Below are 23,628 nucleotides of genomic sequence, written 5' to 3'. Positions count from 1 at the left end.
TCCTACTTCCTGCGCGGGGTGGCGGAGCTGGCGCGGACGACCAGCTCGGGGCGGATCAGGCGGGCCGGCTCGGGGCGGTCGGGGTCGTGCGCGATGGCGCCGCGCAGGATCTCGATGGCGCGGCGGCCGACGGCGGTGAAGTCCTGGCGGACGGTGGTCAGCGGCGGGATCAGGTACGCCGCCTCGGGGATGTCGTCGAAACCGACGACGCTCACGTCGCCCGGCACCGAGCGCCCGGCCTCCGACAGCGCGCGCAGCAGGCCGAGGGCCATCTGGTCGTTGGCGCAGAAGACGGCGGTCACGTCGGCTCGCTCCGCGATCTCGCGGCCGGCCTCGTAGCCGCTGCGGGCCGACCAGTCGCCGACCAGGTGGCGCGAGGGCCGCAGCCCGGCGGCGTACATCGCGGTCTGGAAGCCCAGCAGGCGGGCCCGGGCCTCGGTCCACTCCTGGGGGCCGGCGAGGTGGGCGATGTCCTCGTGGCCGAGGTCGACGAGGTGGCGGGTGCCGAGCTCGGCGCCCGCGACCTGGTCGACGCCGACCGTCCAGCGCGCCCGGTCGGGGTCGCCCTCCACCACGACGACCGGCGTGCCGCCGGCCTCCTGGGCCCGGGCCACCTCCAGGGCGTCGTCGTTGGCCGCGATGAGCACGATGCCCTCGACGGCGTGGTCGCGCAGGTGGTCGATGGCGTCGGTCAGCGAGGCGCGCGTGTGGTTGGGCAGGTTGACCGAGCTGACGAAGTAGCCGGCCTCGCGGCCGGCCGCCTGGATGGTGCGGTGCACCGTGCTGGGTCCCCAGTAGCCGCTCTTGGAGCCGATGACGCCGATGGTCGCGGAGCGGCGGGTCACGAGCGCGCGGGCCGCGGTGTTGGGGCGGTAGCCGAGCTGGCGGATGGCCTCCTCGACGCGCTCGCGGGTCGCCGGGCGCAGGTTGCTCTGGCCGTTGACCACGCGAGAGACCGTCTGGTGCGAGACCCCGGCCAGCCGGGCCACGTCGGCCATCACCGGGACGCGCGCGGCGGCGGGCCGGGCCGGCGGCCCGGCCGGAGCCGACGTCGTCACGACTGCCGCCGCGTCATGACCCGCTGGATCACGACGAACACCAGCACCAGCAGGCCGATCGTGATCCTGGTCCACCACGAGCTCAGGGTGCCGTCGAAGGAGATGAAGGTCTGGATCGTGCCCAGCACCAGGACGCCGAGCATCGACCCCACGACCAGGCCGCGCCCTCCGGTCAGCAGTGTCCCGCCGATGACCACCGCGGCGATCGCGTCGAGCTCCATGCCGACGGCGTGCAGGCTGTTGCCCGACAGTGTGTAGAAGGCGAAGAGCAGACCGCCGAGGGCCGCGCAGAACCCGCTGATCGTGTAGACGCCGACCTTGACCGCGGCGACGCGGAGCCCCATCAGCATCGCGGAGCTCTCGCTGCCGCCGATGGCGTAGACGGTGCGACCGAACCGGGTGCGGGCCAGCACGTAGGCGGCGACCGCGACGGCGACCAGCGCGACCACGACGGTCCACGTCGTGTAGTAGCCGCCGGGCAGGGTGATGGTGGAGAACGCGACCTGGGAGAACGTCGAGTCGCTGATCGAGATCGACTCGACGCTGATCAGGTAGGTCAGGCCCCGGGCGAGGAACATCCCGGCCAGCGTCGCGACGAACGGCTGGATGTCGAAGTAGTGGATGAGCAGCCCCATCAGGGTGCCCAGCACCGCGCCGACGACGAGGACGGAGGCCATGGCGAGGTAGGGCGACCAGCCCATGTCCAGCGTCTTGGCCGCGATCATCGTGGACAGCGCCACCACGGAGCCCACGGACAGGTCGATGCCGCCGGTGAGGATCACGAACGTCATGCCCACGGCCAGGACGATGAGGAAGGCGTTGTCGAGCAGCAGGCTCAGGAAGACCTGCGGGTCGGCGAAGCCCTCGTAGCGCAGGCCGCCGACGCCGAAGAGCCCGACGAAGAGGGCGAACGTCGCCAGCACGGGCAGGTAGCGCGAGGGCGGGCGGAAGCCGCGGACGCGGTCCCAGGCGGAGACGCCGGCGACGGGGACGGTGGCGGTGCTCATGAGACGGCTGCCTTCGCGACGAGGGGGGCCGGGCGGCGTACGCGCAGGGCGGCGCGGGCCTGGGGCGACTGGACCAGGCACACCGCGACGACCACGACCGCCTTGAACAGGTAGTTGGCCTCCGAGGGGATGCCGATGTTGGGGATGGTCTTCTCGAGGGTGGTGATGAACAGCGCGCCGACCAGGGTGCCGGTCAGCGAGAAGCGGCCGCCGGCCAGGGAGGTGCCGCCGATGACGACGGCCAGGATCGCGTCGAGCTCGATCCACAGCCCGAGGCTGTTGGCGTTCACCGAGTTGGTGTTGGCCGCGATGATCAGGCCCGCCAGCCCCGCGCACAGGGCGGCGAAGACGTAGACGGTCCAGATGATCGTGCAAGCGCGGACGCCGGCCAGGCGGCTGGCCTCCGGGTTGATGCCCACCGCCTCGATCAGCATCCCGAGCGCCGTACGACGGGTGACCAGCGCGGTCAGCCCGAAGACCAGGAGCGCCACGAGCATGGCCACCGGCAGGGTGAGCACGAAGCCCGAGGCCAGGTCGCTGAAAAGCTCGTTGTTGACCGTGGTGATCTGGCCGTCCGTGACCAGCATCGCCAGGCCACGGCCGGCCACCATGAGCACGAGGGTGGCGATGATCGGCTGGATCCCGAGGACCGCCACGAGGAAGCCGTTCCACAGCCCCAGCAGGACGCAGACGCCCAGGGCCGTCGTGGAGGCCACGATGGCGGTGCCGGCGGCGCCCTCGTCGCTGCCCACGATGTAGGTGCAGGCGACCGCGCCGGCGATGGCCGCGATCGCGCCGACCGAGAGGTCGATCCCGCGGGTCGCGATCACCAGGGTCATCCCGAGGGCGACCAGCAGCACGGGCGCGCTGTTGCGGAGGACGTCGACGAGGCTGCCGAACAGGTGGCCGTCCTGCATGCGGACGTCGAAGAACGACGGGGTCGCCACGACGTTGATGACGAGCAGCACGACGAGGGCCAGGACGGGCCAGACGAGCTGGTGGGCGAGGACCTTACGCACGGGACTCCTCCTGCTGGGTGCGGGCCTCGCCGGCGATGATCTCGAGGAGGTCGCCGACGCTGACGTCGTCGTTGGGACGCTCCGCGATCTTGCGGCGGTCGCGCATCACGACGAGCCGGTCGCTCAGGCGTAGGACCTCCTCGAGCTCGGCGGAGATGAAGACGACCGACATGCCGCGGCGCGCGAGCTCGGCGACGAGCTGCTGGATCTGGGCCTTGGCGCCGATGTCGATGCCGCGGGTGGGCTCGTCCAGGATCAGCACCTCGGGCTGGGTGATGAGCCACCGGGCGAGCAGCACCTTCTGCTGGTTGCCGCCGGACAGGTTGCGCATCAGGGCCTGGGGGTCGGGCGGGCGGATGTCGAGGGTCTCGATGTACTCCGTCACCAGCCGCTGGCGGGTGCCGGAGGGGATCGGGCGGAGCCAGCCGCGCGAGGCCTGCAGCGCCAGGAGCATGTTGTCGGCGACGGAGAGGTCCTCGATCACGCCCTCGGCGCGGCGGTTCTCGCTGGAGAAGGCGACCTTGCGGTCGATGGCGTGGCGCGGGCTGCGCAGGCGGCGCCGCTCGGAGCGGATGTGCAGCTCGCCGTGGTCGGCGGTGTCGGCGCCGAACAGCAGGCGGGCCATCTCGGTGCGCCCGGAGCCGAGCAGCCCGGCGATGCCGACGACCTCGCCGTCGTACAGCTCGAGGTCGAAGGCCTCCAGCGAGCCCTTGCGGCTGAGCCCCAGGGCCTTCATCACCGGCGCCCCGCTCTCGCGGGCGCTGGTGGCCGCCACCTCGCGGTCGAGCCGCTCGAGCACCTCCAGCTCGCGGCCGATCATCAGCTGCACCAGCTCGAGCTGCGTGGTGTCCGCCACCATGCGCTCGCCCACGAGCCGGCCGTTGCGCAGGACCGTCATCCGGTCGGCGATCTCGTAGACCTGGTCCAGGAAGTGGGAGACGAAGACGATCGCGACGCCCTGGGAGCGCAGCGTGCGCATCACCGTGAAGAGCTTGGCGACCTCGTCGGCGTCGAGGCTCGAGGTGGGCTCGTCGAGGATCAGGACCCGCGCGTCGACGTCGACCGCGCGGGCGATGGCGACGAGCTGCTGGACGGCGATGGGGTGCTCGCCCAGCGTGGAGGTGGGGTCGACCTCGATGCCGAGCCGGTCGAGGGTCTCGCGGGCCCGGCGGTTCATCGCGCGGACGTGGATCCCGCCGAAGCGCCGGGGCTCCCGGCCGAGCAGCATGTTCTCGGCGACGGTGAGGTTGGGGACCAGGTTGACCTCCTGGTAGACGGTGCTGATGCCCGCCGCCTGCGCGGCCGCCGGGGAGGAGAAGTGCTGCTCCTCGCCGCCGACGCGGATCGTCCCGCCGTCGATCGTGTAGACGCCGGTGAGCGCCTTGATCATCGTCGACTTGCCGGCGCCGTTCTCGCCCATGAGCGCGTGCACCTCGCCGGGGAACAGCCGCAGCCCGACGCCGGAGAGCGCGCGCACCGCCCCGAAGGTGATCGAGATGTCCTGCATCTCGATGACCGGCGTGGTCGCGGCGGGCTCGGCCACGTCGGGCGGCTGGAGGTCCATCTGCGTCATCTCGTTCCTCTCGTGCGGTGCGGCGTCGGGCCCGACCGGGACAACAACCGGTCGGGCCCGACGGGCAGGGGCTCAGTACTGGCGGTCGGCCAGGACGTCGGCCGCCTGCTCCTGCGTGAAGGTGCTCTCCTCGGTGACGACGCGCTCGGGCACGTCCTCGCCGTCGACGACCTTCTTGGCCAGGTCCATGAGCTGGGGACCGAGCAGCGGGTTGCACTCGACGATGTAGCTGATCTTGCCCTCGGCCAGCGCCGCCATCCCGTCCTTGACCGCGTCGACGGTGATGATCTTGATGTCCTTGCCGGGCACCAGGCCGGCGGCCTCGATCGCCTCGATGGCGCCCAGGCCCATGTCGTCGTTGTGGGCGAAGACGACGTCGATGCCCTTCTCGGAGCCGAGGAAGGTCTCCATCACCTTCTTGCCGCCGTCGCGGGTGAAGTCGCCGGTCTGGGACGCCACGACCTCGACGGTGTCCTCCGCCTTGATCGCCGACGCGAAGCCCTCGGCCCGGTCGAGGGCCGGCGCGGCGCCGGTGGTGCCCTCGAGCTGGACGACGTTGATCGCGCCGTTGCCGTCGACGTCCATCTCGGCAGCGTTCTCGACCAGCCACTGGCCGGCCTTCTCGCCCTCGAGGATGAAGTCGGAACCGAGGAAGGTCTCGTAGAGCGAGGTGTCCTCGGAGTCGACGGCGCGGTCGGTCAGGATCACCGGGATCTTCGCTCGCTTGGCCTCCTGCAGCACCGCGTCCCAGCCGGTCTCGACGACCGGGCTGAACGCGATCACGTCGACCTTCTGCTGGATGTAGGAGCGGATGGCCTTGATCTGGTTCTCCTGCTTCTGCTGCGCGTCGGAGAACTTGAGGTCGATGCCGGCCTCCTCGGCCGACTCCTGGACCGACTTCGTGTTGGCCGTGCGCCAGCCGCTCTCGGCGCCCACCTGCGCGAAGCCCATCGTGATCGAGCCGTCGTCCTTGCCTGCGGCGGAGTCGGAGTCACTGCCGCACGCGGTGAGCATCATCGAGCTCAGCGTGATCGCACTCGCGGCGATCAGGGTCTTCTTTCCCACTGTCATTCCTCCAGATCAACGGGCGTCGCGCCCTTGTGACCGGTGTCACTGTGGTGAGTGTGAGCGCTAACATTCGACCGCGTCAAGAGATTCCGGGCAGATCGCCCGGAAAAATGTGAACGCTCACTTCAGCGCGGTGAACTCCCACTCCAGCGCGGAGCGGTAGGTCTCGCCCGGACGCAGCACGGCCGAGGGCCACGCGGGGTGGTGCGGGGTGTCGGGGAACAGCTGCGGCTCCAGGGCGACGCCGTCGCCCTGGCGGTAGAGGCCACCGGCGGCGTCGCGGCGGGTGCCGTCGAGGAAGTTGCCGGTGTAGACCTGCAGCCCGGGCTGGTCGGTGCGCAGCACCGCCCGCGTGCCCGAGGCGCGGGACTCGAGCACGGCCGCGTCGCGCCACCCCTCGCCGTCGAGGACGTAGTTGTGGTCGATCCCCCGCGCCCAGGTCACCTGCTCCTCGTCGCGCCGGACCGCCGGGCCGATGGCCGCGGGCGAGCGGAAGTCGAAGGCCGTGCCGGCCACCGGCGCGTGCTCGTCGGCCAGCGGGATGCCCTCGGCGTCGACGGGCGTGTAGCGCTCGGCGTGCACCGTCAGCTCGTGCCGGTCGATGCTGCCCGCTCCGTCGCCGTCGAGGTTGAGGTAGGCGTGGCTGGTCAGGTTGACCAGGGTCGGGGCGTCGGTGGTCGCCTCCAGGTCGAGGCGCACCCGGTCTCCGGTCACGGTGAACGTCGCCTGCGTGGTGAGGCCACCCGGGAAGCCCTGGTCGCCGTCGGGGCTCTCCAGCCGGAGCACCGCGCGGTCGTCGTCCTGCTCGACGACCTCCCACATCCGGCGGTCGAAGCCGTCGGGTCCGCCGTGCAGGTGGTGGCCGCGGTCGTGGGTGCCCAGCACGAGCTCGCGGCCGTCGAGCGGGGCGCGCCCGTGGGCGATGCGGTTGGCGTAGCGCCCGATGGTGCCGCCGATGTAGTCGGTGGAGGACAGGTAGTCGGCCGGGTCGCGGTGGCCCAGCGCGACGTTGCGACGGGGGCCGCCCGCCTCGACCTCGAGCCGGTGCACGGTCGCGCCGAGGGTGAGCAGGTGCAGCACCGCCCCCGACTCCGACCCGAGGACGAGCCGGTGCACGGTCTCGCCCGACGGGGTCGTGCCCCACGTGCTGAAGCGGTCCATGTGAACGTTCACATCCTGATCGTAGGGAGGGCGGGAGCCGGGCCGGTCGAGGCCCGGACGACGAGCTGGGGGCGGACCAGCGCGACGGCGGCGCCCGGCTCGCCGCCGAGGGCCCGCACGGTGAGGTCGACGGCGTGCCGGCCGAGCTCGGAGAACTGCTGCGCCACGGTGGTCAGGCCCGGCCAGAAGTACGCCGCCTCGGGGACGTCGTCGAAGCCCACGACGCTCACGTCCTCGGGCACCCGCCGGCCGTGCTCGTGCAGCGCGCGGAGCACGCCGAGCGCCATGGCGTCGTTGGCGACGAACACCGCGGTGACACCGGGGTCGGCGGCGATCCGGTCGCCGGCGGCGTACCCGCTGGCCGAGGACCAGTCGCCGGACACCTCGGGCCCCGGCCGCAGCCCGCGGTCGGCGTGGGCCTGCTGCCACCCGCTGCGCCGCTGGACGGCCTCGACCCAGTCGAGCGGGCCGGTGACCTGCGCGACGCGCTCGTGGCCGAGGTCGAGCAGGTGCTCGGTCGCCAGCCGCGCGCCGAGCTCCTGGTCGATCCCGGCGGCCATCGGCTGGCCCGCGGTGACGCCCTGCACGATGACCACCGGCAGGGGCAGGTCCAGCGAGCGGGTCCGCTCGAGCGCCTCGCGGTGGGCCACGGCCACGACGATCGCCTCGACCGCCTGGTCCAGCAGCCGGTCGACGGCGCCGCGCAGCGAGTCGGCGGAGAAGTCGGAGAGGCCGACCAGGGACACCTCGTAGCCGGCGTCGTGCCCGGCCTCCTGCACGGCGACCGCGATCATGCTCGGCCCGTGCAGCGCCAGGTGCGCGGAGATCATGCCGATGCGTCCCGAGCGGTTGGTCGCCAGCACCCGCGCGGCGGCGTTGCGGCGGTAGCCCATGTCCTCGATGGCGGCCAGCACCCGGGCGCGGGTGGCGTCCTTGACAACGGAGGAGTTGTTGAGCACCCGCGAGACCGTCTGGTGGGAGACGCCCGCCTGCGCCGCGACGTCGGCCATGCTCGGCGAACGGTGCGCGCCGTTGCGGTCGCGGGGCGGTCCGGACATGGCGCCATGCTAGGCGTCGCGGCGGCGACCGCCCGACCCGCGCCCGGCACTCAGCCGATCGTGGCGGGGTGCAGCCGCGCGCCCTTGGTCACCTTGTCGACCGCGTTCTTCGGCCCGTGCAGCGCCAGCCCCACCAGGTCCAGGGCGTCGCCGGCGACGGCCGCGACGGCGGCCCGGTTGGCCTCGTCGTGGCCGGTGGCGAACATGTCGGCGGTGTAGACCGCCACCGGCAGCTCCCGGCGCAGCGCGCGCTCGCGGGCGGCCCGCAGGACCTCGGCGTCCGCCGCGAAGACGAGCACCGGCATGCCGAGCATCGCGAGGTACGGCGTGCCGTCGGCGTCGGCGTACGGGTCGCCGACGAGGTGCGGCGAGGCGGCGGTGATGCCGCTGGCGAGGAAGGCGGTCACGTTGAGGCGCTGCCAGGCCGCGAGGTCGTCGCGGACGAGGACGGCGATCTTGGTGTCGAAGGGCGGGGTGAGGGCGTCGTGCATGCCTCGATCCTGGCCGTCGGCGCGACGCGGGTCTTGTACGTTCGTGACATGGGGGCCACCACGGACGTCCGGGCCTGGCGTCCGCCCGTGCCCGGCGTGGCGGAGGTCCTGCACGCGCACTTCCCGCACCACGCCTACCCCTCCCACACCCACGACACCTGGACGGTGCTGCTCGTCGACAGCGGCACCGTGCTCTACGACCTCGGCGGCCGCGCGCACGCCACGCGCCGCGAGTCGGTGACCCTGCTGCCGCCGCACGTGCCGCACGACGGCCGCGGCGCCACGGTGGAGGGCTTCCGCAAGCGCGTGGTCTACCTGGAGGCCGGCACGCTCGACGAGTCCGGCGCCGGCCGCAGCGTGGACGAGCCGACCAGCGACGACCCTGCCCTGGTGCGCCACGTGCGGTCGCTTCACCACGCCCTGCGGCACCCCGGCGACGAGCTCGAGGCGACCTCGCAGCTGGCGCTGGTCGTCGAGTCGCTGTCGTGCCGGCTGCGCGGCGTACCGGTCGAGAGGTCGCGCAGCGACGCCGCGCTGGCCGGACGGCTGCGCGAGCTGCTGGACGCCTCGGTCGTCGAGGGGGTCACGCTCGCCGCCGCGGCCGCGGCGCTCGGCGCCCCCGAGGCCCGCCTGGTCCGCACCTTCCGCCGCGAGCTGGGCATCTCCCCGCACCGCTACCTCACGGGCCGCCGCGTCGACGCGGCCCGGCGTCTGCTCCTCGACGGGATGCCCGCCGCGCAGGTCGCCGCCGAGGTCGGCTTCCACGACCAGTCCCACCTCACCCGCCACTTCAAGCACGTCCTCGGCGTCCCTCCGGGGAGGTACGCCCGGGATAGTCCCTAACGAATTCGTGGTCGGCACGCCGCCTCGACCACGAATTTGTTAGGGACTATCCCGGCGGACGGACCTCAGGTGGTCGCGGGTACGTCGTGGCGCTCGAGGAGGCGGGCGTCGACGGCGGCGGGGTTGAGGACCTGGTCGAGGGCCATGGAGGCGCAGCCGACCAGGCCGGCGCGGTCGCCGAAGGTGGACGGCAGGAACTGCAGGTCGCGGGTGGCCAGGGCCGAGGCGCGGGCGTAGACGCTCTCGCGGACGCCGGCGGCGTAGACGTCGAAGGCGGCGGCCATGTCGCCGCCGAGGACGACGGCCTGCGGGTTGAGCAGGTTGATCGCGACGGCGAGCACCTCGCCGAGCTGGCGGCCACTCTCGCGCAGCAGCTGCTTGGCCTCGGGGTCGCCGGTCTGCGCCAACGCCACGAGGTCGCGCACGTGGTCGACGGGCTGGCCCGACTCGCTGAGCCGCGAGACCAGCGCCCACCCGCCGGCGAGCGTCTCGAGGCAGCCGGTGTCGCCGCAGCGGCAGGGCCGGCCCTCGGCCGCGTCGACCTTGGTGTGGCCGATCTCGCCGGCGCCGCCGAGGTGTCCCGACACGACCCGGCCCTCGGCGATGATGCCCAGCCCGAGACCCGTCGAGGCCTTGACGACGAGCAGGTCGCGGAAGCGGGCGGCGTGGCCGAGGCGCTCGGAGCGCGCGAGCACGTCGGCGTCGTTGCCGACGTAGAGCGGGGCGGCACCGATCTCCTCGAGGTACGGCGCGAGGTCGGCGCCGTCCCAGCCGCCCATCACGGGCGAGTCGACGCTGACGCCGCGGACCGGGTCGACGGTGCCGGGCAGGCTCACGCCGACGGCGAGGACGGTGCGGGCGGCGGCCGTCTCGTCGAGCAGGCGGCACAGGTGCTCGGCCACGGGCGGCATCACCGCGTCGGGGCCGGCGCCGACCTCGTGGTCGACCGAGGCCGAGCCGAGCTCGTCGCCCATCAGGTCGAAGACCGCGAGCTGGGAGCGCGAGCGTCCGATCGCGGCGGCCAGGACCACCCCGGCGTCCTTGTGGAACAGGATGCTGCCGGGAGGGCGACCACCGGTGGAGGCAAGTTCCTCGCCCACCAGCAGGAGGCCCGCCTCAGCCAGGGCCGAGACCCGGGCGACGACGGCGGTGCGCGACAGCCCGGTGAGCCGGCGCAGCTCGGAGCGGGTGCTGGCCCGCCCCGACCGCACCAGCTCGAGCACGTCACCGGCGGAGGTCATGCCGCGATTCTAGGGTCTTGAGCCCCCGCAGATCCGGGTCGTGGATGACTTGTGTACGAGAAATACCTAAGTTGTGCTTGTTGAAAGCACCCTTGTGTCCTTACCGTGGTGTCGTGACCCTGCCTGCCACCGAGCTCTCCCCCGGCCTCCCGACCTCGGACTTCACCGTCTTCGGGGGCACCGGCGACCTCGCGCTGCGCAAGCTCCTGCCGGCGCTCTACCAGCGCGAGCTCGAGGGCCAGCTGCCTGAGGGGACCCGCATCATCGGCGTCTCCCGCTCCGAGCTCGACGACGAGGGCTACCGCCACCTGGTGCAGGACGCCCTGCACCGCCACGTGGTCGCCGACGAGCTCGACGAGGACGCCGTACGCCGCCTGCTGGCCCGCGTGCGCCACCTGACCCTGGACTCCCACGAGCCCGAGGGCTGGCACCTGCTGCACGACCTGCTCAAGGACCGCCCGTGCGGCCACGACGGCGACGAGGCCGTGCGCGTCTTCTACCTCGCGGTGGCGCCGGCGCTCTTCGGCCCGACCTGTGAGCGCCTCGAGGCCGCCGGCGTCGTCGAGCCGACCTCGCGCGTGGTGCTCGAGAAGCCGGTCGGGCGCGACCTCGCGTCCGCGCTGGCGATCAACGACGCCGTGGGCCGGGTCTTCGACGAGCAGCAGATCTTCCGCATCGACCACTACCTCGGCAAGGAGAGCGTCCAGAACCTCCTGGTGACGCGCTTCGCCAACACCTTCCTCGAGCCGCTGTGGAACTCCCGCTGGGTCGACCACGTGCAGATCACCGTGGCCGAGACGCTCGGGGTGGGCGAGCGCGGCGACTACTACGACACCTCCGGCGCCCTGCGCGACATGGTCCAGAACCACCTGCTCCAGCTCCTGTGCCTGGTGGCCATGGAGCCGCCGACGTACGTCGGTCGCGAGACGGTGCGCGACGAGAAGCTCAAGGTGCTGCAGGCGCTCAAGCCGATGACACCCGAGGACGTCGACCGCGACACGGTGCGCGGGCGCTACGGCCAGGGGCTCGTCGACGGGGTGCCTGCCGCGTCGTACACCGAGGACCTCGGCCGCCCCGGCAGCGGCACCGAGACCTTCGTCGCCGTGCGCGCCGAGGTGCAGAACTGGCGCTGGGCCGGCGTGCCGTTCTACCTGCGCACCGGCAAGCGCATGGACCGCCGGATGTCGGAGATCGTGGTGGTCTTCAAGGAGCCGCCGCACGCGATGTTCCCGCACAGCGAGGGCGCGACCTCGCCCAACCGCCTGCACATCCAGGTCCAGCCCGACGAGGGGATGCGCCTGCACATGACGGCCAAGGAGCCGGGCCCCGGCGGCATCCGGCTGCGGCCGGTCTCGCTCGACCTCAGCTACGCGACGACGTTCACCCAGCGCAGCCCCGACGCCTACGAGCGGCTGCTGATGGACGTCATCCGCGGCAACCCGACCCTCTTCATGCGCCGCGACGAGGTCGAGGCCGCGTGGACCTGGGTCGAGCCGATCCTCCGGCGCTGGGCGACGTCGCCCGACCGCCCCAAGCGCTACCCGGCCGGCACCAGCGGGCCGACCGCCGCCGCCACGCTCATGGAGCGCGACGGCCGACAATGGCAGGAGTCCGACCAATGAGCCGACCCCCCACGAACCCCGTCGTGGCGGAGGTGACCGCCCGCATCGTCGCGCGCAGCGCCGTCAGCCGCCGCGCCTACCTCACCCGCATCCGTGCCGCCGCCGACCAGGGCCCGGCCCGCGGCAAGCTCGGCTGCGCCAACATCGCCCACGGCTTCGCCGCGTCCGAGCCGGCCGAGAAGACCGCGCTGCGCGGGCGCACCAAGCCCAACCTGGCGATCGTCACCAGCTACAACGACATGCTGTCGGCCCACCAGCCCTACGGCGAGTACCCGCCGGTCCTCAAGCAGGCCACCATCCGCGCGGGCGGGATCGCCCAGGTCGCCGGCGGCGTGCCCGCGATGTGCGACGGGATCACCCAGGGCCGCGCGGGCATGCAGCTCTCCCTCTACAGCCGCGACGTGATCGCCATGTCGGCGGCGATCGCGCTGAGCCACGACATGTTCGACGGCGCCCTGATGCTCGGCGTCTGCGACAAGATCGTGCCTGGCCTGCTGATCGGCGCGCTGTCCTTCGGCCACCTGCCCACCGTCTTCGTGCCGGCCGGGCCGATGGCCTCGGGCCTGCCGAACGGCGAGAAGGCTCGCGTGCGCCAGCTGCACGCCGAGGGCAAGGTCGGACGCGAGGAGCTGCTCGAGGCCGAGGCGGCGTCGTACCACTCGCGCGGGACGTGCACCTTCTACGGCACCGCCAACTCCAACCAGCTGCTGATGGAGGTCCTCGGGCTGCACCTGCCGGGCTCCTCCTTCGTCAACCCCGGCACCCCGCTGCGCGAGGCGCTGACCCGCGCCGCCGCGGCCCGCGCCGTGGCGATCACCCGCCAGGGCGGCGAGCCCACCCCCATCGGCGAGGTCGTCGACGAGAAGGCGATCGTCAACGCCTGCGTCGCGCTGCTCGCCAGCGGCGGCTCCACGAACCACACGCTGCACCTCGTCGCGATCGCCCGCGCCGCGGGCATCGCCCTGACCTGGCAGGACCTCTCGGACCTGTCGGCCGTCGTGCCGCTGCTGGCGCGGATCTACCCCAACGGCTCCGCCGACGTGAACCACTTCCACGCCGCCGGCGGCATCGGCTTCCTCATCCACACCCTGCTGCGGCACGGGCTGATGCACGAGGACGTCGAGACGATCATGGGCCACGGCCTGAGCCGCTACACGACCGAGCCGGTCCTGCGCGGCGACGACCTCACGTGGGAGGAGGGCCCCAAGGCCAGCCTCGACCTCGACGTGCTGCGGCCCGCGGACGAGCCGTTCGCGGCCGACGGCGGGCTCAAGGTCCTCACCGGCCCGCTGGGCACCGCGGTCATCAAGACCTCCGCGGTCAAGCCCGAGCACCGTGTCGTCACCGCCCCGGCGCTGGTCTTCGACGACCAGGCGGAGTTCCTGGAGGCCTTCCAGGACGGCCGACTCGACGGCATCGACCTGATCGCCGTGATCCGCTACCAGGGCCCCGCCGCCAACGGCATGCCCGAGCTGCACAAGCTGACGCCCGCCCTCGGCGTGCTCCAGGACCGCGGCCAGAAGGTCGCCATCGTCACCGACGGCCGGATGTCCGGCGCCTCGGGCAAGGTCCCGGCCGCCATCCACGTGACGCCGGAGGCGGCGCTCGGCGGTCCGCTCTCGCGGGTGCGCGACGGCGACCTGATCACGGTCGACGCCCTCACCGGTCAGCTGCTGGTCGACGACGTCTTCGCCCTGCAGCAGCGCGTGCCCACCGGCCGCGCGCCGGAGGGCGAGGAGTGGGCCGGCACCGGTCGCGAGCTGTTCTCGGCGTTCCGCGCCACGGTCGGACCCGCCGACGCGGGCGCGAGCGTCTTCCCGGCGTACGGCTTCCCCCAGACGGAGGTGCCCGTTGTCCAGCCTGCCTGAGTCCCTGACCACATCGCTGCTCGACGTCGTGCCGGTGCTGCCGGTCGTCGTCATCGACCGCCTCGAGGACGCCGTCCCGCTGGCCCGCGCCCTGGTCGCCGGCGGCCTGCCGGCCATCGAGCTCACGCTGCGCACGCCGGTCGCGCTCGACGCGATCCGCGCCATCGCCGACGACGTGCCGGAGATCCTGGTCGGTGCCGGCACCATCGTCACGCCCGGCCAGGCCAAGGAGGCCCAGGACGCCGGCGCGCGCTTCCTGGTCTCCCCCGGCTCCACGCCGACGCTGCTCGCGGCCATGGCCGACACCGGCCTGCCGTTCCTGCCCGGCACCTCGACGGTGTCGGAGGCGCTGGCGGTCCTCGAGGCCGGCTTCACGCAGATGAAGTTCTTCCCGGCGGAGGCGTCCGGCGGGGCGGCGTACCTGAAGTCGGTGGCCTCCCCGGTCCCCGCGGCGCGCTTCTGCCCCACCGGCGGCATCACCGCCACCACGGCGCCGGACTACCTGGCGCTGCCCAACGTCGGCTGCGTCGGCGGCTCCTGGCTCACCCCGCCCGCCGTCCTCGAGGCCGGCGACTGGGCCCGCGTCGAGTCGCTCGCGAGAGCGGCCGCCGACCTCCGCTGAGCCTGTCCGCCGGGATAGTCCCTCACAGATTCGTGGGTGAGAGGGCTCTCAAACCACTGGTTCGTTAGGGACTATCCCGGCGGGGGGTGCTCTCAAGTCACCTTGACCACCCGCACCGGGGAGGTGGAGGGGGCTACCGTCGCGGAGCCTTGGTAGGCGGCGGTGACCTTGTGGCGGCCGCGCTTGGCGATCTTGACGGTCACCACGGCCTTGCCGTTCCTCACCGCCACCCGCCGGACCACCTTGCCGTCGACCTTCACGGCTACCGTGCCGGTCGCGGTCGGGCTGGAGGTCACCTTGACCGTCACCCGCAGCGGCTTGCCGCGCCCGACCTTGGTCCGGTTCGTCGAGACCTTGGTCGAGGACGTCGCCCTGGTGACCGGCGCGGTGGCCGTGGAGGTCGAGACCCCCGGCGCCTTGCCGGCCTTGGTGGCGGTCACCCGCACCGAGAGCCGCCGCCCGACGTCCGCCGCACCGACCTTGTACGTCGGTCCGGTCGCGCCGGCGATCGGCGAGCCGTTGCGCAGCCACTGGCGGGCGAAGCCGAGCCCCTTGGTGTTCCAGGAGCCCGTCGTCGAGGTCAGCGTCGACCCGACCCGCGCCGGTCCGCTCACCTGAGGAGCCACCAGCGCGGCGACCGTCTCGACGTCGGCCAGCGTCACGGTCTCGTGACGCACCGCCTCCGGGTTGCCCGCCACGTCGGTGGACGCAAAGTCCACCAGGTGCGGGCCGTAGCCCGTGACCTCGACGGGCGCCTCGCCGGCGACCTGCCACTCGCCACCGTCGACGCGGTAGGCCGTCCGGCCCACCCCGCTGGTCGCGTCCTGCGCCGTGAAGGCGAGGGTGGCCCGGTCGGAGAACTCCACGCCCGGCTTCTGCGTGACCGCCAGGGTGGTCATCGGAGCGACGGTGTCGATCCACACCGGGAGCGTGCCCACGGCCGAGGTGTTGCCGGCCAGGTCGCGGGCCCGGAAGGTCAGCTCGCGCTTGCCGTCACCGGTGACCGGCACCGGTCCGACGTAGGCCTCCCAGCCCGCGCCCGCCCCGGTCTCCACGGTCGGCGCACCGTCGCGGTTGTCCGCAGCATCCACCCCGACCAGGACGTCGGAGCGGAACCAGCCGTCGTCGCCCACGGTCCCCGAGGAGACCGCGGCCGAGACGTCCGGCGCCTGGGTGTCGGCGGGGACCGGCAGCACCCACAGGTCGGCGATCGACGGGTCGAAGAAGCCCGACGCGTCCGTCGGGTACTCGAACCTCACCCGCACGCTGCCGTCGTTGTCGAGCACGGCCGGGTCGTCGACCAGGGCGTCGTAGACCTTGGTGCCCGCACCACCCTCGCTGCGCGGCACCAGCTGCGTCTTGACCAGGACGTCGTCGACGTAGACGTGGTACTTCTTCGTCCGCGCGCCGTCGAAGGTCTCGATGTCGCGCAGCACGAACGGCTGCCCGGCGGGGACGTCGACGACCACCGAGTACCACGAGCCCGGGGTCCCGGAGTTGGCGTACCGGCGGGTGAGGCCGGCCTCGGTGTTGGTCCCGCTGGAGGGGGAGGCCTGCAGCGCGTGCGCCGACTCCGAGGGCCCGTTGCCGAAGTCGACGTGGTCGACGACACCGGCGCTGGGCGGGGTCACGAGGCCGAACGTCGCCGCGGACTCCTCCGAGGCCAGGACCGCGCCCGCGCGGAGGACGGAGACCGTCACCGGCACGCTGCCGGCCACCCGGTCGAGGGGCACGATCACCGGCACCTCGGCGACGGCCGACCCGCCGGCGGGGACGAGGACCTCGCGCGAGGGCACCGCCCTCCAGCCCGCGGGCAGCTCCACCGCGACCCGGGCGCGGACCGCCGACGTCCCGGTGTTGGAGACCGGCACGTCCAAGGTGGCCCGCTCGGCCGGCTCACCGGTGCCGAGCTCGGCGACCAGGTCGCCGATCTCCAGCCCGGAGGTGACCTTCGCCCAGCCGGCGGTGGTGTCCTTCACGGTGAAGGTCTCCCCGCCGAGGGTGAAGCTCAGCGACAGCGTGGCGTCGTAGGAGCCGGGCGCCTGGTGCTTCGGCACGGCCACCGTCACCGGCAGCTGCACGCTCTGACCCGCCGCCACGCTCGCGGCGGAGACCTCCACCGGGTCCCAGCCGTCCACCGTGACCGTGCCCGAGAGACCCGTGATGGCGGAGGTGGAGGTGTTGGTGACCTCGACGGTCCCGGTCACCGCACCACCCGGCAGGGCGGGGGCCGCGACCGGCGGCAGCGTCACGGAGAACCCCAGCGACGAGGTCACCGCCAGCACGAGCTGGTTCTCGACCGCGGCGAGCCGCGAGTCGAGGTCCGCCTTGACCGGGGCGGCGACCTCGGAGCCCGTCAGCCAGGCGCGCAGGTCGCGCACCTCGCCGAGCGCGGAGCGCAGCGCCGACGTCACGTCTGCGTCGTCGCCGGCCAGACGGGCGAGGAGGGCGTCGGTCACGTCGCCGCGAGCCGCCGCGAGACCGGCGTCGAGCTGCTCGCGGTCGCCCGCGGCCAGGTCGCCGGCCTCGGCCAGGCCGCCGACGTGGGCGCTGAGGCCGTCGACGGCGTCCAGGATGGCGCCCAGCTCGGCGCTGCCCTGGGTCACGGCGAGCTCGTAGTGACCCGACCCGACGGTGACGGTCACGAGGCCCGACTCGGCGGTCGCGCCGGTGACGCCGTCCGCCTGGTCGAGCAGCGTGCCGCTCTCGGTGACGGCCCACGTGGTGTCGGCGGGCAGCACCACCTCGGCGGTGGTGTTGACCGGGACGTCGACGGTGAGCGACAGGTCCTCACCCTCGAGCTCCCAGTCGGTGGCGATGGTGCCGTAGACCGACTCCATGTCACCGCCACCGTGGGTCAGCCCGCCACCTACGACCGGCGCCACGCGGATCTTCTTGTAGCCGGGCTCGAGGGCCTTGATGCCACCGATGTTCTGGTACATCCAGTCACCCACGGCGCCGTAGGCGTAGTGGTTGAAGGAGTTCATGCCGACGTCGCCGAAGGTGCCGTCGGGCTTGATGGAGTCCCAGCGCTCCCACATCGTGGTCGCGCCCTTCGCCACCTCGTAGCCCCAGGACGGGTAGTCCTTGTGCATGAGCAGCGTGTAGGCGAGGTCGTCGCGGCCGATGCTGCTGAGCGCGGGGAGCAGCCACGGGGTCCCGAGGAACCCGGTCGTCAAGTGGTTGTCGCTCGCGGCGAGCTTGGCGACGAACCTGGCCGCCACCTTGTCGCGCAGGGCGGCGTCCGGCACGAGGTCCATGCCCAGCGCCATCGCGTACGCCGTCTGGCTGTTGCCGTCGACGGTCCCGTCGGGCTGGACGAGGCTGTCCGCGAAGGCGGCGCGCACGTCGGCCGAGAGCTGCGCGAACTCCTCGGCGTCGGCGTCCTCGCCGACGGCGGCTGCCATCTCGGACATCATCCGGGCGTTCTCCGCCAGGTAGGCCGTCCCCAGCACGCTGGTGGGCGTGTTGTCGTTGAGGTTGAGCCAGTCGTCCCAGTTGCCGCGGGCGGTGTCGATCAGGTCGGCCCCCGCGCCCTGCTCGGTGAAGCGGAGGAACTTCTCCATGGCGGCGTAGTTCTCCCGCACGATCGCGGTGTCGCCGTGCGCGTGCCACACGGCGTACGGCACGGTCACGGCGGCGTCGGACCAGCCGAGACCGCTGCCCAGGTCGATGCCCGGCGGCACCGGCGCGATGCCGTGGAAGTTGCCGTTCTCACGCGCGGAGTCCTGCAGGTCGACCATCCACTTGCCTAGGAAGGCACGGGTGTCGCGCAGGTAGCTCGCGGTCGGCGCGAAGACGTTGATGTCGCCGGTCCAGCCCAGGCGCTCGTCGCGCGCGGGGGTGTCGGTGGGGATGGACAGGAAGTTGCCGCGCTGGCCCCAGGAGATGTTGCTGACCAGCTGGTTGAGCATCGGGTCCGAGGTCTCGAGCGTGCCCGTGGCGGCCAGGTCCGAGCCCCAGACCACGCCGGTGACGTCGGCGGTGGCCGGCGGCGTGGAGGCGCCGACGATCTCGACGTAGCGGAACCCGTGCTGGGTGAACGTCGGCTCGTAGGTCACGGCGCCGGTGGTCGCGAACGTGTAGCGGTCGGTCACCTTCGCCGCGCGCAGGTTGGCGGTGTAGAGCGTGCCGTCGGGGTTGAGCATCTCGCCGTAGCGGATGGTCACGGTCTGCCCGGCGAGGCCGGAGAGCCGCATGCGAGCGCCGCCGACCATGTTCTGGCCGAGGTCGTAGACGAAGGCGCCGGGGGTCGGCTCCGTGCGGGCGAGGGTCGCGACCTCCTGGGTGACCCGCACCGGCTCGTCGCGCTGCGGCACCAGCTTGGCGGTGTCGGAGGGCACGACGGCCACGTCGGACCAGCCCGCGTCGTCGAACTCCGGCAGCTCCCAGCCCGTCTGCTCGGCGCGTGCGTCGTAGGTCTGGCCGTCGATGTTGTCGGTGAAGACGTAGGGGCCGTAGTGGGACTTCCAGCTGTCGTCGGTGTCGACCCACTCGCTGGTGCCGTCGGTGTAGTCGACCCGCAGGCGGGCGACGAGGGCGAGCTGGTCGCCGTACATCGTGGGTCCCCACATGCCGACCTTGCCGGCCCACCAGCCGTCGGCGAGCTCGGCACCGAAGGCGTTCTCGCCCGAGCGCACCAGCTCGGTGACGTCGTAGGTCTGGGACTGGATCCGCTTGCGGTAGTCGGTCCACCCGGGAGCGAGGAGCTGGTCGCCGACCTCCTCGCCGTTGAGGTTCAGCTCGTAGATGCCGTGGGCGGAGGCGTAGACGCGGGCGCTCTCGACGGTCTTGCCCTCGTCGGTGGCGAACTCCGTGCGCAGCAGCGGCCGGTTGGCGTCGGGCGAGCGCCACAGCGCCTCGAGCCGGCCCGCCAGCTGGAGGCCGCCGGGCACCAGGGTGCCGCCGCTGAACGGGTTGCCGGCGGTGAAGTCGGTGTCCAGCAGCGTGTCGCCGCCCTCGGCGGTCACGCGGACGGCGTGGACGGTGGCCCGCTCGGTGCCCTCGTTGGCCTGGTCGGACCGGAAGCCGACGAAGCCCCGGTCGAACGTCGAGTCGGTGCGGGTGTCGATCGTGGTGCCGTCCAGCCTGGTCGTGATCGTCGGCCCGTCGAAGGTGACGCTCATCGTGTGCTCGCCGGCGACGAGGTCGGCGGCCGAGATGACCGAGGCGATGCTCTTGTTGTCCAGGAGGGTGTAGTTGCCGTTGACCCGCAGGTGCGGGCGGAAGCGGGGGGTGCCGTCGGCGACGCTGAGCTGCCACATGTAGCCGTTGGCGGCGCTGCTGGCGCGGACGAACGTGCCGAAGGTCAGGTTGTCGATGTCGAAGTCGAAGTCGACGGTGTAGTCGGTCCAGCGGTTGATCTCCGTGCCGGCGGGCTTGCCGACCCAGGCGGCATCGCCCCAGTCGGCGGGCTCCAGCAGGCCGGTCTCGAAGGTCGCGGGCGCGCTCCAGGCGGACTCCCGACCCTCGCCGTCCCAGACCTTGACCTGCCAGACGTACGACGTGCCGGAGGTCAGCTCGGGGCCGCCGTAGACGACGTCGACCTGCCGCGCCGACTCCACCTGGCCGCTGTCCCACACGTCGGCGTCCTCGAGCGCGTCCTCGTCGGAGGCCACGCGGACCTGGTAGGCCGACTGCACGACACCGCGCCCGGTGGACTCCGAGACCCAGCCCAGGCTGGGCGGTGCTCCGGGGATGCCGAGCGGGTCGACGCGGCCGTTGGCGGTGAGGTGGCCGACCGTCAGCGCCTCCCCGGCCGCAGCCGACCGCGCCGCGTGCGCGGGCGCGGCGGCGTGGGCGGGGACCCCCAGGGCGAGGGGGGCGAGGGCGCCGGCGGACAGCGCGACCGCGAGTCCCGAGGCGAGCGAGCGCAGGCGGAGCGAGGAGGCAGACGGCATGGGGAGAGGTCCTGACTCGAGAGGCTTTGAAACGTTGCAACCAGCAACGTAGGCCCTCGTGACGCCCGTCACAATGCGGTTGTCCGCATCCGGTCACGCCGAATGCGTGGACACCTCAGATCAGCCGCGAGCGGACCGCGTGAACGACCGCCTCGATCGTTGAGTCGACGCCGATCTGGTCCGCGATCGAGCGCAGCCGTCGTCGTACCGTGCGCTCGGAGACCCCCTGCCGACGGGCCACCGCGTCCACGGTGAGCCCGCCCGCGAGCAGGCTGAGCACCTCCAGGTCGGCTGGCTCGGGCCGCCACGTCGCGCGCGCGACCACGTGGCCCTGCGGGATCTCCTCGGGCATGCCTGCCTCAGTCCCGGGCGGACAACCGTCGCAGCGCCGTGACGTGACGGGGCTCGAGCTCGTCGAGGGACGTGACCCCGAGCAGCCGCATGGTCCGCTCGATCTGTCCGGTCAGGATCTCGATGGTGCGGTCCACGCCCTCGCGACCGCCCGACATCAGGCCGTAGAGGTAGGCGCGCCCGATCATCGTGAAGTGGGCCCCGTGGGCGAGGGCCGCCACGATGTCCTGGCCGGACATGATCCCGGTGTCGAGGTGCACCTCCAGGTCCGAGCCGACCTCACGGACGACGTCGGGCAGCAGGTGGAAGGGCACCGGAGCCCGGTCCAGCTGGCGGCCGCCGTGGTTGGACAGCACGATCGCGTCCACGCCGAGGTCGGCGAGGCGGCGCGAGTCCTCGACGTTCTGCACGCCCTTCACCGAGATCTTGCCGGGCCACTGCGACCGGATCCACGCGAGGTCGTCGAAGGTGACGGTGGGGTCGAACATCGTGTCGAGCAGGTCGGCCACGGTGCCCGACCAGGAGTCCAGCGAGGCGAAGGCGAGCGGCTCGGTGGTGAGGAAGTTGATCCACCACGCCGGTCGCGGGATCGCGTTGACGACCGTCCGCGGCGACAGAGTCGGCGGGATGGTCATGCCGTTGCGCACGTCGCGCAGGCGCGCGCCGGCGACCGGGACGTCGACGGTGACCAGCAAGGTGTCGTAGCCGGCGGCGGCCGCACGGTCCACCAGGGCCATGGACCGCTCGCGGTCCTTCCACATGTAGAGCTGGAACCAGTTGCGCCCGCCCGGCGCCGCCGCGGCGACGTCCTCGATCGAGGTCGTGCCCATCGTCGAGAGCGCGAACGGGATGCCTGCGGCCGCCGCGGCCGTGGCGCCCGCGATCTCGCCCTCGGACTGCATCATGCGGGTGAAGCCGGTCGGCGCGATCCCGAACGGCAGCGCCACCCGGCCGCCCAGCACCTCGCGCGAGGTGTCGACGCGCGACACGTCGCGCAGGATCGAGGGGTGGAACTCCACGTCGGCGAAACCCTGCCGGGCCCGGGCCAGCGAGACCTCGCCGTCCGCGGCGCCGTCGGTGTAGTCGAAGGCCGCCTTGGGCGTACGACGCTTGGCGATCCGGCGCAGGTCCTCGATGGTCAGCGCCGAGGCCAGGCGCCGCTCCTTGGGCGAGAGGACCGGCCTCTTGAACTTGAGCAGCGGCGCCAGGTCGTGGCGCCGGGGGAGCTGACGCTTCATGAGGTCCCTCTCGTCGGTGGCGCAGCGGTGACGGCGCCCAGGCGGCGCTCGGCGGCGTCCCAGTCGACGCCGGGGCGCGGCTCGTAGCGGCGCACCTCGTGCGTGGTGCGGACCAACGTACGCATCGCCCCCAGGTCCGGCAGGTCGGCGCCGAGGGCGCGCGCCTGCACGAGCACGTTGCCGAGCGCCGCGGCCTCGACCGGCCCGGCGAGCACGGGCAGGCCGGTGGCGTCCGCCGTGAGCTGGCAGAGCAGCCGGTTCTGCGAGCCGCCACCCACCACGTGCACGACCGACACACGCCGCCCGGCGAGCTCGGCCGCCGTGCGCAGGTGCCGGCGGTAGGCCAGCGCGAGGCTGTCGAGGATGCACCGGGTGATCGCCTGCGGGGTCCGCGGGACCGGCTCACCGGCCTCCTCGGCGAGGAGCTGCAACCGCCCGGGCAGGTCCCCGGGGGCCAGCAGCCGCGGGTCGTTGATGTCGACGACCGTGCGCAGCGCGGGCGCCTCGGCGGCGGCCGCCAGCACCGAGGCGAGGTCGGCGCCGGCCAGGCGGCGCTCGCTCCACGTGCGCAGCGACTCGGACAGGACCCAGAGACCGGTCACGTTCTTGAGGAAGCGCACGGTCCCGTCGACCCCCGCCTCGTTGGTGAAGTCGGCGAGCCGGGCCGCCTCGCTGAGCACCGGCTTCTCCAGCTCCAGCCCCACCAGGGACCAGGTGCCGGAGGAGATGTAGGCGACGTCGTCGTCCGCGGCGGGGACGGCCACCACGGCCGAGGCGGTGTCGTGCGAGCCCACGGCGACCACCGGGACGGGGGAGGACACCCCGAGCTGGTCGGTGACCTCGGGCAGCAGGGGGCCGATCACCGTGCCGGGGTCGCGCAGGGGCGGTAGCAGGCCCCAGGGGATGCCGACCGCCCGGGCCAGGTCCACCGCCCACGCGCGGGTGTTGACGTCGTAGAGCCCCGTGGTCGAGGCGTTGGTGCGCTCGGCGCCGGCGTGGCCGGTGAGCCAGTAGCCGAGCAGGTCGGGCAGCAGCAGCAGGGTGTCGGCCGCCTCGAGCGCGGCCGTGCCCCGCGCGGCGACGAGCTGGTGGATCGTGGCGAAGGGCAGGTCCTGGAGGCCCGTGGTCGCGTAGAGCGCGGCGGCACCGACCTCCTCGGCGATGCGACCGGACACGCCGTCCGTGCGCGGGTCGCGGTGCGAGTAGGGGTTGCCGAGCAGGACCCCGTCGCGGTCGAGCAGGCCGTGGTCGATGGCCCACGAGTCGATGCCGATCCCGTCCAGCGGGCCGGTGCCGGCGACCATCCTGAGCCCGGCGAGCATCTCGCGATGGATGCCGAGGATGTCCCAGAAGAGCGACCCCCGCGCGCGCACGGCGGCGTTGGGGAAGCGGTGCGCCTCGTCGAGCCGCAGGGTGCCGGGGCCCACTCGCGCGGACATCACCCGGCCGCTCGTGGCCCCGAGGTCGACGGCCGCGAGGCGCAGCGGGGCCGATGCGTGGCTGCCCAT

17 protein-coding genes are annotated in these 23,628 nt (G+C 72.9%); 4 read left to right on the top strand and 13 right to left on the bottom strand.

All coding sequences use genetic code 11. From position 1 onward, the window contains the following. Positions 1-2: 2 nt before the first annotated feature. The 8 genes from E4622_RS14725 to E4622_RS14690 form a co-directional block, all read right to left on the bottom strand. Positions 3-1,058 carry a LacI family DNA-binding transcriptional regulator gene (locus E4622_RS14725; RefSeq protein ID WP_209021959.1) on the bottom strand — a complete coding sequence of 352 codons (1,056 nt, stop codon included), beginning with the start codon at positions 1,056-1,058 and terminating at the stop codon, positions 3-5. Continuing rightward, positions 1,055-2,065: a galactofuranose ABC transporter, permease protein YjfF gene (yjfF, locus tag E4622_RS14720; RefSeq protein WP_134740982.1), complete on the bottom strand. Its 1,011-nt coding sequence runs from the start codon at positions 2,063-2,065 to the stop codon at positions 1,055-1,057. Before yjfF ends, E4622_RS14725 begins: the two co-directional genes overlap by 4 nt. Then, positions 2,062-3,084, bottom strand: a complete 1,023-nt coding sequence (locus E4622_RS14715) for an ABC transporter permease (RefSeq protein WP_134740981.1) — start codon at positions 3,082-3,084, stop codon at positions 2,062-2,064. The genes yjfF and E4622_RS14715 overlap by 4 nt, the downstream gene beginning before the upstream one ends. Continuing rightward, entirely contained in the window at positions 3,077-4,657 is a 1,581-nt protein-coding gene (locus tag E4622_RS14710; protein ID WP_245156044.1) for a sugar ABC transporter ATP-binding protein, read from the bottom strand. Before E4622_RS14710 ends, E4622_RS14715 begins: the two co-directional genes overlap by 8 nt. Positions 4,658-4,729: 72 nt before the next feature. Beyond that, positions 4,730-5,722, bottom strand: a complete 993-nt coding sequence (locus E4622_RS14705; RefSeq protein ID WP_134740980.1) for an ABC transporter substrate-binding protein — start codon at positions 5,720-5,722, stop codon at positions 4,730-4,732. Positions 5,723-5,845: 123 nt separating this feature from the next. After that, positions 5,846-6,898, bottom strand: coding sequence for an aldose epimerase family protein (locus E4622_RS14700; protein ID WP_134740979.1), 1,053 nt, complete (start codon positions 6,896-6,898; stop codon positions 5,846-5,848). Then, complete coding sequence (locus tag E4622_RS14695) at positions 6,895-7,944, bottom strand: LacI family DNA-binding transcriptional regulator (protein WP_209021957.1); 1,050 nt, start codon at positions 7,942-7,944, stop codon at positions 6,895-6,897. The genes E4622_RS14700 and E4622_RS14695 overlap by 4 nt, the downstream gene beginning before the upstream one ends. A 50-nt stretch (positions 7,945-7,994) precedes the next feature. Then, positions 7,995-8,435 (bottom strand): DUF2000 domain-containing protein, encoded by a 441-nt coding sequence (locus E4622_RS14690; protein WP_134740978.1) that lies wholly within the window; start codon positions 8,433-8,435, stop codon positions 7,995-7,997. Between the two features lie 48 nt (positions 8,436-8,483). On the opposite strand from E4622_RS14690, the gene E4622_RS14685 reads away from it, so the two are divergent. Next, positions 8,484-9,278: an AraC family transcriptional regulator gene (locus E4622_RS14685; RefSeq protein WP_134740977.1), complete on the top strand. Its 795-nt coding sequence runs from the start codon at positions 8,484-8,486 to the stop codon at positions 9,276-9,278. Positions 9,279-9,343: 65 nt separating this feature from the next. Here the strand turns inward: E4622_RS14685 and E4622_RS14680 are convergent, their stop codons facing one another. Beyond that, positions 9,344-10,519, bottom strand: coding sequence for an ROK family protein (locus E4622_RS14680; protein ID WP_134740976.1), 1,176 nt, complete (start codon positions 10,517-10,519; stop codon positions 9,344-9,346). A 113-nt stretch (positions 10,520-10,632) separates the two neighbouring features. On the opposite strand from E4622_RS14680, the gene zwf reads away from it, so the two are divergent. The 3 genes from zwf to eda are packed head-to-tail and all read left to right on the top strand — an operon-like array spanning position 10,633 to position 14,631. Further along, complete coding sequence (gene zwf, locus E4622_RS14675; protein WP_245156043.1) at positions 10,633-12,141, top strand: glucose-6-phosphate dehydrogenase; 1,509 nt, start codon at positions 10,633-10,635, stop codon at positions 12,139-12,141. Beyond that, entirely contained in the window at positions 12,138-14,009 is a 1,872-nt protein-coding gene (gene edd, locus E4622_RS14670; RefSeq protein WP_134740974.1) for a phosphogluconate dehydratase, read from the top strand. The genes zwf and edd overlap by 4 nt, the downstream gene beginning before the upstream one ends. Continuing rightward, the gene (eda, locus tag E4622_RS14665) at positions 13,993-14,631 is read left to right on the top strand and encodes a bifunctional 4-hydroxy-2-oxoglutarate aldolase/2-dehydro-3-deoxy-phosphogluconate aldolase (RefSeq protein ID WP_245156042.1); all 639 of its coding nucleotides are present in this window, start codon (positions 13,993-13,995) and stop codon (positions 14,629-14,631) included. The genes edd and eda overlap by 17 nt, the downstream gene beginning before the upstream one ends. Positions 14,632-14,723: 92 nt before the next feature. Here the strand turns inward: eda and E4622_RS14660 are convergent, their stop codons facing one another. The 4 genes from E4622_RS14660 to E4622_RS14645 all read right to left on the bottom strand — a co-directional run bounded on the left by E4622_RS14660 (position 14,724) and on the right by E4622_RS14645 (position 23,628). Next, the gene (locus E4622_RS14660; RefSeq protein WP_134740973.1) at positions 14,724-20,531 is read right to left on the bottom strand and encodes a family 78 glycoside hydrolase catalytic domain; all 5,808 of its coding nucleotides are present in this window, start codon (positions 20,529-20,531) and stop codon (positions 14,724-14,726) included. A gap of 115 nt (positions 20,532-20,646) precedes the next feature. Continuing rightward, a complete protein-coding gene (locus E4622_RS14655) occupies positions 20,647-20,883 on the bottom strand; it encodes a helix-turn-helix domain-containing protein (protein ID WP_134740972.1) in 237 nt (78 codons plus the stop codon). 7 nt (positions 20,884-20,890) lie between these two features. Further along, positions 20,891-22,120 carry an alpha-hydroxy acid oxidase gene (locus E4622_RS14650; RefSeq protein ID WP_134740971.1) on the bottom strand — a complete coding sequence of 410 codons (1,230 nt, stop codon included), beginning with the start codon at positions 22,118-22,120 and terminating at the stop codon, positions 20,891-20,893. Continuing rightward, positions 22,117-23,628: an FGGY-family carbohydrate kinase gene (locus E4622_RS14645; protein ID WP_134740970.1), complete on the bottom strand. Its 1,512-nt coding sequence runs from the start codon at positions 23,626-23,628 to the stop codon at positions 22,117-22,119. The genes E4622_RS14650 and E4622_RS14645 overlap by 4 nt, the downstream gene beginning before the upstream one ends.

It is taken from the genome of Nocardioides sp. 503 (genome assembly GCF_004522095.1).
In the GTDB taxonomy this organism is placed as follows: Bacteria; Actinomycetota; Actinomycetes; order Propionibacteriales; family Nocardioidaceae; genus Nocardioides.
The sequence above is the reverse complement of the archived record's forward strand: the minus strand, read 5'-3'. Positions and strand labels throughout refer to the sequence as shown.

Coding starts and splice junctions, on each gene's coding strand:
- E4622_RS14710 (WP_245156044.1), bottom strand. CDS start 4,657: ATGACGCAGATGGACCTCCAGCCGCCCGACGTGGCCGAGCCCGCCGCG.
- E4622_RS14680 (WP_134740976.1), bottom strand. CDS start 10,519: ATGACCTCCGCCGGTGACGTGCTCGAGCTGGTGCGGTCGGGGCGGGCC.
- E4622_RS14690 (WP_134740978.1), bottom strand. CDS start 8,435: ATGCACGACGCCCTCACCCCGCCCTTCGACACCAAGATCGCCGTCCTC.
- E4622_RS14650 (WP_134740971.1), bottom strand. CDS start 22,120: ATGAAGCGTCAGCTCCCCCGGCGCCACGACCTGGCGCCGCTGCTCAAG.
- E4622_RS14695 (WP_209021957.1), bottom strand. CDS start 7,944: ATGTCCGGACCGCCCCGCGACCGCAACGGCGCGCACCGTTCGCCGAGC.
- edd (WP_134740974.1), top strand. CDS start 12,138: ATGAGCCGACCCCCCACGAACCCCGTCGTGGCGGAGGTGACCGCCCGC.
- E4622_RS14645 (WP_134740970.1), bottom strand. CDS start 23,628: ATGGGCAGCCACGCATCGGCCCCGCTGCGCCTCGCGGCCGTCGACCTC.
- E4622_RS14685 (WP_134740977.1), top strand. CDS start 8,484: ATGGGGGCCACCACGGACGTCCGGGCCTGGCGTCCGCCCGTGCCCGGC.
- E4622_RS14660 (WP_134740973.1), bottom strand. CDS start 20,531: ATGCCGTCTGCCTCCTCGCTCCGCCTGCGCTCGCTCGCCTCGGGACTC.
- E4622_RS14655 (WP_134740972.1), bottom strand. CDS start 20,883: ATGCCCGAGGAGATCCCGCAGGGCCACGTGGTCGCGCGCGCGACGTGG.
- yjfF (WP_134740982.1), bottom strand. CDS start 2,065: ATGAGCACCGCCACCGTCCCCGTCGCCGGCGTCTCCGCCTGGGACCGC.